At 34.1% G+C, this 14,029-nt stretch carries 8 protein-coding genes; 5 read left to right on the forward strand and 3 right to left on the reverse strand.

What is annotated here, in order from left to right:
* Positions 1-162: 162 nt before the first annotated feature.
* On the reverse strand, positions 163-1,098 hold the full coding sequence (locus tag EM308_RS09745) for an alpha/beta hydrolase (RefSeq protein WP_035634797.1): 936 nt from the start codon (positions 1,096-1,098) through the stop codon (positions 163-165).
* Positions 1,099-1,253: 155 nt separating this feature from the next.
* A complete protein-coding gene (locus EM308_RS09750; RefSeq protein ID WP_316930224.1) occupies positions 1,254-2,567 on the reverse strand; it encodes a glycoside hydrolase family 28 protein in 1,314 nt (437 codons plus the stop codon).
* Positions 2,568-2,986: 419 nt separating this feature from the next.
* On the opposite strand from EM308_RS09750, the gene EM308_RS09755 reads away from it, so the two are divergent.
* From EM308_RS09755 to EM308_RS09775, 5 genes are all read left to right on the forward strand, one after another.
* Positions 2,987-4,012, forward strand: a complete 1,026-nt coding sequence (locus EM308_RS09755; protein WP_035634793.1) for a LacI family DNA-binding transcriptional regulator — start codon at positions 2,987-2,989, stop codon at positions 4,010-4,012.
* A gap of 608 nt (positions 4,013-4,620) precedes the next feature.
* The gene (locus EM308_RS09760; RefSeq protein ID WP_231559983.1) at positions 4,621-7,782 is read left to right on the forward strand and encodes a SusC/RagA family TonB-linked outer membrane protein; all 3,162 of its coding nucleotides are present in this window, start codon (positions 4,621-4,623) and stop codon (positions 7,780-7,782) included.
* A 17-nt stretch (positions 7,783-7,799) separates the two neighbouring features.
* Positions 7,800-9,584: a RagB/SusD family nutrient uptake outer membrane protein gene (locus EM308_RS09765; RefSeq protein ID WP_035634789.1), complete on the forward strand. Its 1,785-nt coding sequence runs from the start codon at positions 7,800-7,802 to the stop codon at positions 9,582-9,584.
* 47 nt (positions 9,585-9,631) lie between these two features.
* Positions 9,632-11,203 carry a DUF5123 domain-containing protein gene (locus EM308_RS09770; RefSeq protein WP_035634787.1) on the forward strand — a complete coding sequence of 524 codons (1,572 nt, stop codon included), beginning with the start codon at positions 9,632-9,634 and terminating at the stop codon, positions 11,201-11,203.
* Positions 11,204-11,322: 119 nt separating this feature from the next.
* Positions 11,323-12,306: a pectinesterase family protein gene (locus tag EM308_RS09775; protein ID WP_035634785.1), complete on the forward strand. Its 984-nt coding sequence runs from the start codon at positions 11,323-11,325 to the stop codon at positions 12,304-12,306.
* A gap of 94 nt (positions 12,307-12,400) precedes the next feature.
* On the opposite strand, the gene EM308_RS09780 is transcribed toward EM308_RS09775, so the two are convergent.
* Positions 12,401-14,014 carry a UxaA family hydrolase gene (locus EM308_RS09780; RefSeq protein ID WP_035634784.1) on the reverse strand — a complete coding sequence of 538 codons (1,614 nt, stop codon included), beginning with the start codon at positions 14,012-14,014 and terminating at the stop codon, positions 12,401-12,403.
* Positions 14,015-14,029: the final 15 nt, after the last annotated feature.

Here is a 14,029-nt window from a genome sequence, read left to right on the forward strand (position 1 = left end):
TGATGTGTTTTTATATTTAATATTTTTTATTTGTCCCAATTTGGACTCTATTTTACAGCGGAGATGTTTTTAAATTTGTTCATTAGTCTGCCAAATCGCTCAAATATTGTACCATTTTCCTTTGTTTATGCTGATCTTTTGAAAACTAGGTTGTTACTTTTTTTATTCAAAGACTTTATTTAAAAATGTCGTTGTATAAGTTACAGTTTCGTCAAACCAGGGATTCAGAAACCAAAAAGAATGGGGAGAATTTTCAATCGTTTTGACTTCGTTATATATTTTGTGTTGATTTAAAATGGTAATCATATCATCTCTTCCGGCATGAAAACGTTCTTTGCTGCTGTTTATAAACAGGATAGGAGGGGTGTTTTTATTGGTGTGCGTTAATGCTGATGCCTCTTTCCAGTTTTCAGGAACCGTTTCATAATTTCCGCCCAACCATAAACCTGCAATTTCTCCTTCTTTGGATTCGGGGTGTTTGAAGGATAAAATGCCATCAATATCTATGATAGCTTGGACAGCTGATGTGACTTTATTGTTTTTTTCTTTTTCTTCAAAAAGTTTGTTGTTGTTTGTTGTGCCAATTAATGCAGCCATCTGTCCTCCAGATGAGCAGCCCAAGATTGCTATTTTAGCAGGATTGGTATTGAATTGAACAGCATTTTTTCGGATATATCGAATTGCTTTTTTTACATCAAAAATTGCCGTTGGATATTTTGCTTCCTGTGATAATCGGTATTCTACTGTGAAACACGAAAACCCTTTTGAAGCGACTTCCTGCGCAAAGATTTCCATTTGGGACTTATTTCCGGACTTCCAGCCACCGCCGTGTAGTATCACTATTGCCGGATTTGTTTTTTTGTTATCACAAAAATAAGCGTCAAAATGTAATTTTCGATCACTTATTTCTGAATATACAACCTCTTTTTTTTCTGTTATGTTAGAATGTTTTTTAGGCTGTACGAGGCTAATAAACGGATAGCTCTTTTTCTCTTTATTATAAACACTTTTCGGTGTGTATGTTGTGTCGATAACATACTTGGGTTGAGCTTGAATAGCTGTCGAAATCAATAATAGTATTACGGCTATTTTTCTCATTTTTTTTGTAAAAGTGATTTTTTTTGTAAAAAAGGAGTTGGATAAAATATATCATACTCCTAAATTTCAATTATTTAAAATAGTGCAATTGCAGGTCTATTTTGTTGATATATAGGTCTTTGATGGAAAATTTTAATGCTTAAAAAAGTGGTTTTTTAGTTATTAATTAGTTTTCCATTAATGTGAGTTTCTATAAATTTTAGGTTTTCGACATTTTCAATAGCGTAAGGTTGATCTACCTTTTCGATTGTTACATTTTTGAAAGTTATATTTTTTACAGGAGATTCTTTGTATCCTTTGGCTAGAATAGAATATTTACCGCCGTTTTTCACTTTCACATTTTCCAGATAAATGTTTTCAATGCGCGGAATAAAGTCTCCGTTTTGATTGCCGTGTACGTTGTAGAACATGTCTGCTTTTAATACAGCTTCTTTAACTTGTCCAATTTCTATGTTTCTCACGTAGAAATTTTCAATTAAAGCTCCTCTTCTTGAATTGGTTTTCAATCGGATGGCTACGTCTAGATTTGGACTGCTCATGATGCAATTTTCGACATATACATTGCTTACGCCACCTGATATTTCACTTCCTATGGTAACCCCTCCATGTCCATCAAACATGGTGCAGTTTTGGACAATGATATTTTCGCTCTTCATAGCAACTCTTCTTCCATCAGCATCACGCCCCGATTTTATGGCAATGCAGTCATCTCCAGTGTTGAAAGTGCAATTTTTTATAATCACATTTTTTGAATATTCAGGGTCGCAACCATCATTGTTTGGACCATGACTATTGATGGTAACACCGTCAACTATTATGTTTTTTGATTTTATTGGATGAATTTCCCAAAAAGGAGAATTTATTATAGTAATATTTTGGATAAGTACATTGGTACATTCAAAAAATTCTAAAAAATTGGGTCTCAAATAGTGGCCTTCTCCAAAAATTCTTTCTTCAACAGGAACGTTTTTTTCTGCCATATCCACTAAGCGTTCCCGATTTAGAGGGTCTGATTGAGAGGGATTTCCTTTTTTCCAGCCATATCTTTCGCTCCCACACCAAGGCCACCAGTTCTCGCTATTGGCTTGGCCATTTAGAGTTCCTTTTCCGGTAACGGCAACATTCTTTTTTTTGTAAGCATATACAAGTGGGGAGTAGTTCATGTACTCTGTGCCTTCAAAAGAGGTGTGGACTAAGGGATAATAGTCTTTTGGGTTGGTACTGAAAAGGATTTCGGCACCTTCTTCCAGATGAAGGTTTACATTGTCTTCTAGATGGATAGCGCTTGATTTATATTTTCCTTTAGGAACTAATACTGTTCCGCCTCCACTTTTTGAACATTCTTGGATGGCTTTTTTGAAAAAATTTGTGTTGTCTGTTATTCCGTCAGCTTTTGCACCGAATTTTACAATGTTAAATGTTTGTTTTTTAAAAGTAGGAGGTGCAACCTCTTTTAGTATCTTTTGCATATCATTCCAAGCTTTTTTGCTTAGGTCATTTGTCTGTGAAAAAATAAATTGACAGGTAAAAAGACAGGAAAAAACTAAAAAAAATAATTTTTTTTGAACAGAAATGTTAAGTGTTTGATTCATCTGATTTTATTTTAAAATAACACAAACTCATGCAATCGATTACGCAAACCTAGATATTATTTTTAGAAAAACAAATAAAAGGTTTAAAAAAAAATATAAATAAAAAAAAATGCTTGTATTTTTGCGGTATTAAATGTTTAATGTTACTTTATATGAATTTTTTCAAGTGTTTTTTTCTCTTTAAGTTTTGAAATGTAAGAAAAGCTTTTGCTTTTATGTAATCGATAACATTGTTCGTTTTTTAATATTTTTTTTGTTTACTTTTACCGACAAATTTTTATATTTTAATTTCCGTTATGGATCAAAAAACTACAATTTACGATATAGCTAAAAAACTCGATATTACTGCAGCTACCGTATCGAGAGCTTTAAATAATAATCCAAAAATCAGTGAAGTTACTCGTAAACTGGTTTTGGAAACTGCTGCCAAAATGAATTACAAGCAAAATAGGTTGGCACAATCGCTTCGAAGTGGGAAAAGTAATAATGTAGGAGTTATAGTCCCGCGTATCGATAGTAACTTTTTTGCATCTGCAATTCGGGGTATAGAAGAGGAATTGCGTCCCGAAGGATATCATGTTATTATTTGTCAGACCCTTGAGGATGAAAACAGGCAGGCTGAAAATATTACTACTTTATTAAATGCTCAAGTTGATGGGATTTTGATGTCTATTTCTCATCTTTCAAAAGAAAACGATCCTGTTATTAGAAATGTTATCAATAAAAATGTTCCTTTAGTGTTTTTTGACCGAAAAAAAAATATGGATGGTGTGAGTTCGGTGACTATCAATGACTTTGAAGCAGGCTATTTGGCGACAAAAAATTTAATTGAACAAGGCTGTAAGCGAATTGCCCATTTGACCGGTGATCAAACATTGGAGATTTATGTAAATAGGTATGATGGATTTAAAAAAGCTTTATTGGATAATGATTTGAAGTTAAATCCGGATTATGTTTTTCAAACCAAAAGTAATGTTGAAGCCGGAAGGCAAGCAATTGACAGATTGTTAAGTCTGGATCCGCCACCTGATGGGATTTTTTCCTCGAGTGATTTTGCTGCCCTGGGTGTTATACAGGAGTTGCAGGAGAGAGGGATAAAAGTTCCTGAAGAATTTTGTGTGTTTGGTTTTGGTAATGAGCCGTTTACCAGATTTATGGAATTAACTATTTCGTCGGTAGATCAATCTCCTTTAGAAATGGGTAGAATGGCTGCCAAGGTTTTTTTGGAACAAATTAATAATACTGATAATGTAAAAATTGAAAAAAAGGTTGTGCTTACTCCAGAGCTGCATATTCGAAAATCTTCTACCCGAATTAAGTAAGTTTTTTTGTCGAAAATCATATTTTAAAAACTGCCAGGAATTGTTTCTGGCAGTTTTTTTTATGAAACTATATGTAGGAATTTTGGTTGTTTAGTATTTTTTTAAGATTTAGCTAGAGATGTGGCTAATAAATTGGTTTTTTTTGGACTCAAAAAGAGTGTGGAATTGCTTGAAGAGGTGTTAATAGATTGTTGTTTTACACCTGTTTTTTGAGATAATACCAATATTAGTGCACTATTTATAAGACATGTGTAAATATTATTTATTTTTTTTATTGAATTTATTTTTTTGTCGTTTTTTATTTTTTTTAATCAAAATTAATTTTTATGTTTGTGCAATCGATTACATCTGTTATGATATTTTTAACAAATGATAGTCTGATGGCGTAATAATCTTTCTGAATACTAAAGCTTAAAAAAAGGAATTACAGAATATTCTTAATTAGAATGTCAAACTAAAAAATAATAATAAACTCAATTTTTTTTGCTTAACCCAAAAGCATACCTCTCTAATAATAATAAACAATAAACCAAACCAAATTAACCAGTAAATGTAATGCTATGATTAAATGTGTATTTAAAAAAGGCAAAAGATTAAATTTTGTCTTTATGCTTTTGATGGCCTTATTAACAAGTAACTTGACAAGTGCCCAAAACGGGATTACTGTTAGTGGAGTTATTAAGGACGAAACAGGGTTGCCACTCCCGGGAGTTAATGTTATTGAAAAAGGAACTAAAAGCTCTGCAAGTTCCGACTTCGATGGGAAATATTCCATCAAAATATCAAGCGATAAAGCTGTATTAACCTATAGTTTTATTGGCTTCGATACCAAAACTGTTACTTTTTCTGGAAATAAAGTAATGAATGTATCCCTTCAAAGTTCTACCAATAAATTGAATGAGATTGTTGTGGTAGGATATGGATCAGTTAAAAAATCTGATTTGACTGGGGCAGTTTCTACTCTTTCTGGGGCTGAACTTAGAAAAAATCCTGTTGCAAATATTGGTGAAGCTTTAACTGGTAAAATTGCCGGAGTTTCAGTAACATCTTCAGAAGGATCACCTGATTCAGAAATTAAAATTAGAATTCGTGGAGGAGGATCACTTACTCAGGATGCTTCACCATTGATCATTGTTGATGGTTTCCCAGTAAACAGTATTAATGATATTTCTCCTTCTGATATTGAAACTCAGACGGTTTTGAAAGACGCATCTGCTACAGCTATTTATGGTTCAAGAGGAGCAAATGGAGTTATTTTGTATACTACCAAAAAAGGTAAAGACGGAAAAATGGCTGTAAACTTCAATATGTTCTATGGTCAAAAATACATTGCAAATACTATTGATGTACTTGCTCCAGAAGATTTCGTAAAGTGGCAATATGAATACGCCTTACTTAAAAAAGATGTAAGCACTTATGAAAAATATTTTGGATCATGGCAGGATTATGATTTATACAAAGGTGTAAAAGGGGATGATTGGCAGAAACAAATTTACGGTCGTACTGGTGAAGTACAAAGCCGTGACTTAGGAATTCGTGGAGGTTCAGACAAAATCAACTACAATTTTAATTATGCTCATTATGATGAAAAATCAATTATGATTGGTTCTGATTTTAACAGAAATAACGTATCGTTAGCATTAAATAGTAAAGCTACTGATAAGATTGATCTTACGTTTAATGTGCGTTATGCTGATACAGAAATAAATGGAGGAGGAACTAATGAACAAAAAGAAGTATCATCAAATGATGCTCGTTTACGTCATGCTGTTGGTTACTCTCCTATACCATTGCCAGGTTTGACAACAGATAATACTGATGAAGCAATTTCTAGTTATCTTGTAAACCCATTTGTGGCTACAGCAGATACAGATCGTCAGCAGCTTAGAAAAAACTTCAATATGCTTGGTAGTTTTGCTTATAAAATCATTCCTAATATGACATTTAAGTCAGAATTTGGACTTGATAACCGTAACAATCAGGATTATCGTTTCTATGGTCGTTCTACGTATTATGTTGATAATATTCCAGCTGCAGAAAATCAAGGTAGCCCGGCTCTTGTAATAACTGACCAAAAGAATACTACTTTCAGAAATGCAAACACTCTTAATTATGATTTCAAAAAAATATTGGGAGCCAATCATCATTTGAACCTTCTTGCAGGTGAGGAAACAATAAACACTCAATCAAACACTGTTACATCTACAATTCATGATTTTCCAGATGATTTTGATTTTGAAAGAGCACAAAAGCTTACAACTCAAGGTAAAGCGCAATCAGTAGATAATTTCTACAGCCCTGATGATAAGTTGCTTTCATTTTTTGGACGTGCACTTTATGATTATAAAAGCAAATATTTATTTACTGCAACATTCCGTGCAGATGGATCAAGTAAATTTACACAAGGAAATCAATGGGGATATTTCCCAGCAGCAGCATTAGCATGGAAAATTTCTGAAGAAGAGTTTCTTAAAAACGTTAACTGGATTAACTCGCTTAAATTAAGAGCTAGTTATGGTGAGGCTGGTAATAATAATATCCCAACCGGACAAACATTTCAAAGTTTTAATTCAGGAAATTCTACTTGGATAGATGGAAGTAATAGCCAATGGACACCTTCTAAAACTATGGCAAATCCTGACTTAAAATGGGAGACAACAGTGACACAAAACTTTGGTTTGGATTTTGATTTTTTCAAAGGCCGTATCAGTGGATCTGTTGAAACTTATAAAAATATAACTAAAGATTTGTTAATTTTATTCCCAGTTTCTGGAGTAGGATACACCAATCAATACCGTAATGTTGCAGAAACACAAAATACTGGATTTGAAGCTACCTTAAATATTGCTGCAATACAACAAGAAAAATATGGTTTGAATTTTTCTTTCAACATCGGTGTTAACCAAAACCGTATTAACTCACTTGGAAATATGGGTAATTTTGGACAAGCAACTAATTGGGCTTCTTCACAAATTGGTAATGATTATTTAGTACAGGTTGGTTCCCCAATTGGTATGATGTTCGGATATAAAAATGCTGGTCGTTACGAAGTATCTGACTTTGATTATGACGGAACAAAATACACGCTAAAAGCGGGTGTTACTGATGCTACAGGTGTTGTAGGAACTGTACAACCAGGATATATGAAATTGGTGGATCTTGATGGAGACAATAAAATAACAGCTGCAGATCAAACAATTATAGGTAATTCTAATCCAAAAAGTACAGGAGGTTTCACAATTAATGGGAATGCTTACGGATTTGATTTTTCAGCTGCTTTTAACTATTCTATTGGTAATGATGTTTACAACGCTAATAAAGTTGAGTTCACTACTTCAAATCAAAATGGTCAATATAGAAATTTACAATCCGATATGGCGGATGGACAAAGATGGACAAATTTAGACCCAAATACTGGTCAATTAGTTACTGATCCTACGGCTTTGACAGCATTAAATGCTAATACTACAATGTGGTCTCCATACATGAAAAACTTTGTATTTAGTGACTGGGCTGTAGAAGATGGTTCTTTCTTAAGACTGAACACATTGACATTAGGTTATACAGCTCCAGAATTCTTTAATTCAAGAATGGGAATTAGTAAATTGAGATTTTACGGAACAGTATCTAACGTTTTTCTTTGGACAAATTATTCAGGTCCTGATCCAGAGGTTAATACAAGAAGAAATACGCCTCTTACGCCTGGAGTTGATTATTCAGCATATCCTCGCAGCAGACAATTTGTTTTTGGTCTAAACCTTAATTTTTAATTTAAAACTATTTAAAGATGAAACATACAATAATAATGGCAGGAATAGTTTTAGCTAGCCTTTTTACATCTTGTCAGGAGGATTATCTAGATACTCCAGCTCAATCAACACTAGATGAATCAGTGATTTTTTCCAGTGCATCCTTAGCAAAAGGAGCAGTAGATGGGATCAAATTATCATTTGGAGAAACCAATTCTTACAGAGGTCGATTCCTTCCATATTATGGGTTGAATACAGATTTGGAATGGAACAATTCTTCTACAACTGCCGGAGATACTGCTGATCTACAAAATTACGGTGTTACTGCGTCAAATACTGTGATGAATACAGTAGATAATGCATGGGCAATGATGTTCCAAGGAATTGAACGTGCTAATATTTGCGTGAGAGGTCTTAGAAAATATGGTAACCCACAACCAGGTTCTGAGCTTGGATATTTACTTGGAGAATCTCTTACCCTGCGTGCTATTTATTATGCAGATTTAGTAAAAGCATGGGGAGATGTTCCTTACCGTTTTGAACCAATGAATAATCAAACTATATATGTAGCAAAAGTTAGCCGTGACTTAATTTACAAACAACTTCTTCAGGATTTGGCTGAAGCTGAAACATTGGTACCATGGCCAAATGAGACTACTGCTACAAGTAACGTTGAGAGAATTAATAAAGCATTTGTAAAAGGTTTCCGTGCTCGTTTAGCAATGGCAGCTAGTGGTTATCAACAATATCCTGATGGTATTCACAGAAGTACTGATCCTGAGCTTTCGGTAGCAAATATGTACAGATTAGCACTAAATGAGTGTAGAGATGTTATTTCAAGTGGGAAAGCGCGTTTGGAGCCTTCATTCGAAACATTCTGGAGAAATTACAATAAAGAAGTTTTAACTGCAGGAGGAGAATCACTTTGGGAAATTCCTTTTGCTGCCGGTAGAGGAAGAATGTTGTTCTCGTTTGCGGTACGTCACACTAGCGTTGACCAATTTCAAGCTAATGGTGCCAATAAAGGAGGTATTGCCGGACCACTGCCTTTCGTTTTTTATGATTATGACCTAAAAGACACACGTAGAGATGTTACCTGCGTTCCTTATAAATATGGTACAGCAGTTAATAATATTGCGAAACAAGAGTTAGGTTCATTAAATACATGGTATTTTGGTAAATACCGATACGAGTGGATGACACGTTACGTTACTTCTACTAATGATGATGGTGTGAATAAAATCTATATGCGTTATGCTGAAGTTCTTTTAATAGCTGCTGAAGCTGCTAATGAATTAGAAGGTGTTTCTGCTGCTGCACCTTATCTGAAAGAAATTCGTAATAGAGCTTTTGCTCCTGCTGACAGAGCTCAAAAAGTTGATGCTTATGTAAATGCTATTACCACTAAGCAAGAGATGTTCAATAAAATCGTAGATGAAAATCAATACGAATTTACTGGAGAAATGGAGCGTAAACAATCACTTATCCGTTGGAATTTGCTTAAAGCAAATTTAGATGTTGCTAAAGTTAAAATGAAAGAATTACAAGGGCGTACCGGAAGATATGCTGATGTGCCTAATACTTTGTATTATAAATATGACGCAACTGATGCTACAAAACTTATTATTTACGGATTAAACCGTGGAGAAAATGTAAATCCGGGTGCTGATTATACTGCTTGGACATGGGTAGCCTTAGATGATGCTAAAATCAATTCTCTTTATAAAGCTGGTTCTAATCCAGATAACAGACAATTTTGGCCTATCTGGCAAGTGTTTATTGATGCAAATAATGGTTTGTTGAAAAACGATTATGGTTATTAGAAATCTTTCAAAAAAAATTGAATTATAAATTATAAATATTTATGTATATGAATATAAAATATATATTAAAAGGATTAATAGCTATACTGTTATTATCCTTAACCTTCTCTAGCTGTGAGACTTTTAATGAACCACTGTTAGATGGGATAGGAAATACAAGAGAGTTTTCTCCAATTGACCTTAAGGCATTTGTAAGAAACAAGACTAGCGTTGAGTTGAATTGGACAGTGAAAGAAGGTGTAAATAGTTATGTTGTAGAATTCAGTGAGGATCCAAACTTTGGTACTATTTACAAAAGTGTTGAAGTTACCGCTGCACAATTGCCGGTGACTGTACAATTACAAGGTGAAACAACTTATTCTATTAGAGTAAAAGCAAAAACTTCTGGATTGGATGATTCTAAGTGGTCTGTTACAACGGCTACTACGCAACCAGAGCAAATTTTCTTGCCAATAGTTCCAGGAGATATACAGGCAAAACAAGCAACTCTTAGATGGATACCTAATAGTGATGTAACTCAAATAGTTCTTACACCTGGTAATATTACACGTGTTATTACTGCTGCCGAAAAAACTAGTGGAATTGCTATAGTTACCGGATTAACAGCTGAAACTGCTTATACAGCGACTTTATATAACGGTACAAAAAAGAGAGGTGTTCAAACCTTTACTACTGCTGTAGATATTGGTAATGGTATTCTTGTTAAGCCTACAGATGATTTATTGCAAGTGATTAATAATGCTGCGCCTGGAGCTGCTTTATATTTAGAGCCTGGGGATTATACAGCTCAATCCGGGACTATAACTTTAGCTAAGACACTTACTTTAAGAGGACTTAGAAGTTATGATAAACCTAAAGTAAAACTCAACTTTACACTAAATTCAGGTGTTGCCAATTTCAGTTTGATTGATTTGGATTTAACAGGATCTGGTGTTACTAATGCAAGTGTAATTACCGTTTCTACTGCAGCTACCATTACTGATATTTTGATCAGTAATTGTTATATCCATGATTATACTCGTTCGATGTTTGCGAATACAGCTGGTGCTGCAAGAATTAATTCATTAACAATAGACAACTGTATCGTTAAAAACGTTAATACTAATGCAGGGGCTGAATTTATTGATGTTAGAACTGCTTATGTAAAGAGTGTTGTGCTGCAAAACAGTACGTTTGATACTTGTTCTGACTCTCGTGAATTTATCCGTCTGGATCAATCTAGTGGTTTGAGTGGTACAGGTTTGACCTCAAGTGTGTTGATTAGTAGTTGTACCTTATACAAAGTTTCGACTACAGTGTCAGGCAAACGTTTGTTGTATGTTCGTTTTGCCAATAACAGTTCTACGGTGAAAAACACTTTAATTACAGATATGCCTTTAGGAATTTATTCCAATCAAAACGGTACTGCAACGCCTACAACGCCACCTACGTTTTCAAATAATAATTATTTCAATGCACCTTTGTTGTATGCTACGGGAACTGCAGCCAATACTATTGACGCTTCAGGTACCTATGGTATTTTAGATCCTAAATTCGCAAATGCTACCAATGGTGATTTTACAATTACAAATCAAGCATTAAAAGATAAAAATGTTGGAGATCCACGTTGGATAAAATAAGCCAAAATATTTTAAACCAAAAACCTGAGTTCGATTCGTCAAACTCAGGTTTTTTTTTAAATTTTTTTAGGTAAAAATTGTTTCTAATCATTATTAAAAACTAAAACATATTTATAAAAATGAAAGTGAAAAATTTGTATTTGTTTCTCTTTTGTCTGTTGTTAATGAATTGTACAGCAGCAAATAATAGAAGTATTAATGATCGCTCAAAAAAATATGACATCATTGTTGATTCAAAAGGTTCTGGAAATTTTTTGACAGTTCAGGAAGCAATTAATTCGGTTTCCGATTTAAAACAGATGGAGACCACAATTTTTATCAAAAAGGGTGTTTACAAAGAAAAAATTGAAGTACCCCAAAGCAAAATAAATATCACTTTGATAGGGGAGGACAAGTCCAAAACCATTCTTACTTATGACGATTATGCTTCTAAGATGAATACCGAAGGCAAAGCTATTGGTACTTCAGGGTCGTATAGTTTTGCTGTTAATGGAGATAATTTCAAAGCGGAAAATATTACTTTTGAAAACTCAGCTGGGGCTGTAGGGCAGGCGGTGGCTGTTAGAATTGATGGAGACAAAGTGTTTTTTGATAATTGCAATTTTATTGGTTTTCAGGACACGATTTATACTCGTGCAGATACCAGTAGACAATATTATAAAAATTGTTATATCGAAGGAGCAACTGATTTTATTTTTGGCGCTTCTACTGCTTTGTTTGAAGGCTGTGAGATATTTTCTAAGAAAGGAGGCCATTATATAACAGCGGCGTCAACAACGTTGAATAAAGCCTACGGATACGTCTTTATTGATTGTAAATTAACAGGTGATGCCGAGAAAGAAACTGTTTATCTGGGAAGACCTTGGCGCCCCAATGCCAAAACTGTTTTTATAAAATGTAAAATGGGAGAGCATATCAATCCTTTGGGATGGTTCAATTGGAATAAACTGGAAGCAGAAGCGACAACTTTTTATGCCGAATATCAATGTACGGGAAAAGGAGCTGAAACTTCTTCACGCGTGAAATGGTCGCATACTTTGACCGATGCAAAGGATTATACTGTTGAGAAGATATTAAATGGTTGGAATCCTTCTCAAAAGTAAATATTGAATGGATAACTATATAAATTCAAAAGCCGCTAGAAATTACTTCTAACGGCTTTCTTTTGAAATCTAAAAAACTCAAAACAAAAAACTCTTATAATGATACTCCTCTTTTCCAAGGAATAAATACATCTTGTTTCAACTGATCTGCTTTTGTTTCCACGTTTCCGCTCGCCAATTCTATAATATAATCTACGATTTCTGCTCCAACTTCGGTAATGGTTTTTTCACCAGTAATCACAGTTCCAGCATTTACATCGATAATATCCGACATTCTATTAACTAACGCCGTGTTTGAAGAAATTTTCACAACAGGTGCAATTGGATTTCCCATCGGATTTCCTAAACCTGTGGTAAATAAAACTATTGTTGCTCCTGACCCAACCAATCCGGTGGTACATTCGGCGTCATTTCCTGGTGTATTTAGAAGATTTAAACCTGGTTTTGAAATATATTCGCCGTAATCTAAAACGTCTACAATAGGTGCAGTTCCACCTTTTTTAGAAGCACCAGCAGATTTCATAGCGTCGGTAATTAGTCCATCTTTAATATTTCCCGGAGATGGGTTCATATCAAAGCCTGAACCTGCATCTACAACTGATTTTTCAAAAGCTTTCATCAACGCTAAAAACTTATCTGCTTTTTCTTCGTCCACACATCGATTCATCAATTCTTGCTCAACGCCACATAATTCCGGGAACTCTGCCAAAATACTTTTCGCTCCCAAAGCTGCAAAAATATCTGAAACAACTCCTAATGCTGGATTTGCGGATATTCCTGAAAATCCGTCAGATCCACCACATTCCAAACCAATACTTAGTTTAGTAAGAGGAGCCGGTTTACGTTCGATTTTGTTTGCTCTTTTAATAGCTTCATAAGAATCTTTAATCACCATTTGAAACATTTGATCGGTAGTACCGATTTGCTGTTGCTCATAGATCAAAATTTCTTTATCACAATTTGGACTAATTGCTTTCAATGCGTCTTTAAAAATATTTACTTGCAAATTTTGGCAACCCAAACTTAAAACAGTTGCTCCAGCAACATTTGGATTGTTCACATATCCTGCAAGCAGTTTTGCCAACAAGTCCGAATCTTGTCGAATTCCACCACAACCACCTTGGTGGTTGATGAATTTTACTTCGATATTATCTAAAAGATTTTCATTTGAATTTTTCTCAGCAACTTCTTCCACGCTTTTTTCTTCAATTAAAGAGCGTAATAAATTTTTATAAGAAACTTCTTTTTTTGGCAGTAATTCGTTTTCGAAAATATCTTTCAGTTTTTCGATATTTTTGTTTTCACAAAAAACCAATGGAATAAATAACCAAACGTTTTTGGTTCCAACTTGTCCATCAGCACGGTGGTATCCGTTGAAAGTTTTGTCTTTCCAACGCTCTATATTTGGTGGAGTCCAACCTAAATTTCCGGTTTTACCAAAAACCTTTTCACTTTGATGTTTTACATTTTCGGTGGTAATTACTTCTCCTTTTTTTACGGGTTCTACAGCTTTTCCCACCAAAACGCCATACATTATAATTTCATCACCAATTGCAAAATCTTTCTCTGCGATTTTATGTTTCGCTTTAACATCTGTTGTTGGTATGACTGTAGTTCCTTCAAACGTAATTTGTTCGTTTTGTACCAAATCAGTTAAAGCGACAATTACGTTATCTGCTGGATTTACTTTTATTAATTTTTTTTGCATGATATTATTTTTTTA

The organism is Flavobacterium gilvum, from assembly GCF_001761465.1.
Taxonomy (GTDB): Bacteria; Bacteroidota; Bacteroidia; order Flavobacteriales; family Flavobacteriaceae; genus Flavobacterium; species Flavobacterium gilvum.

Bases quoted from the DNA above. Each gene is read 5' to 3' on its own strand.
- EM308_RS09760 (WP_231559983.1), top strand. From the start codon at position 4,621: ATGCTTTTGATGGCCTTATTAACAAGTAACTTGACAAGTGCCCAAAAC.
- EM308_RS09750 (WP_316930224.1), bottom strand. From the start codon at position 2,567: ATGCAAAAGATACTAAAAGAGGTTGCACCTCCTACTTTTAAAAAACAA.
- EM308_RS09765 (WP_035634789.1), top strand. From the start codon at position 7,800: ATGAAACATACAATAATAATGGCAGGAATAGTTTTAGCTAGCCTTTTT.
- EM308_RS09745 (WP_035634797.1), bottom strand. From the start codon at position 1,098: ATGAGAAAAATAGCCGTAATACTATTATTGATTTCGACAGCTATTCAA.
- EM308_RS09770 (WP_035634787.1), top strand. From the start codon at position 9,632: ATGAATATAAAATATATATTAAAAGGATTAATAGCTATACTGTTATTA.
- EM308_RS09780 (WP_035634784.1), bottom strand. From the start codon at position 14,014: ATGCAAAAAAAATTAATAAAAGTAAATCCAGCAGATAACGTAATTGTC.
- EM308_RS09775 (WP_035634785.1), top strand. From the start codon at position 11,323: ATGAAAGTGAAAAATTTGTATTTGTTTCTCTTTTGTCTGTTGTTAATG.
- EM308_RS09755 (WP_035634793.1), top strand. From the start codon at position 2,987: ATGGATCAAAAAACTACAATTTACGATATAGCTAAAAAACTCGATATT.